This window comes from Xylophilus sp. ASV27 (assembly GCF_016428875.1).
Classification (GTDB): Bacteria; Pseudomonadota; Gammaproteobacteria; order Burkholderiales; family Burkholderiaceae_C; genus Xylophilus.
In genome coordinates, this window is sequence record NZ_JAELTO010000394.1 from 1 (window position 1) to 301 (window position 301).

At 80.4% G+C, this 301-nt stretch carries 1 pseudogene; it reads right to left on the reverse strand.

Annotated features, from left to right (window positions below):
* Positions 1–128, reverse strand: a pseudogene (locus tag JHD63_RS23505) (transglutaminaseTgpA domain-containing protein); the annotation flags it as partial.
* Positions 129–301 lie beyond the last annotated feature (173 nt).

Below are 301 nucleotides of genomic sequence, written 5' to 3' on the forward strand. Positions count from 1 at the left end.
TCGAGCGCGATTTGCGCGATGCTGCCGACCCGCATCTCGGCCGACAGCCCGCTGCGGCCGCGCGACGGGTCGCCGGGCACACCCCAGAGCGGCGCCATGCGCGGGAAGAGCAGGAACAGCGCTGCCACTGTCTCTTATACACATCTGACGCTGCCGACGAAGAGAACCTAGTGTTGGTGGGGGGGGGGGGGGGGGGGGGGGGGGGGGGGGGGGGGGGGGGGGGGGGGGGGGGGGGGGGGGGGGGGGGGGGGGGGGGGGGGGGGGGGGGGGGGGGGGGGGGGGGGGGGGGGGGGGGGGGGGG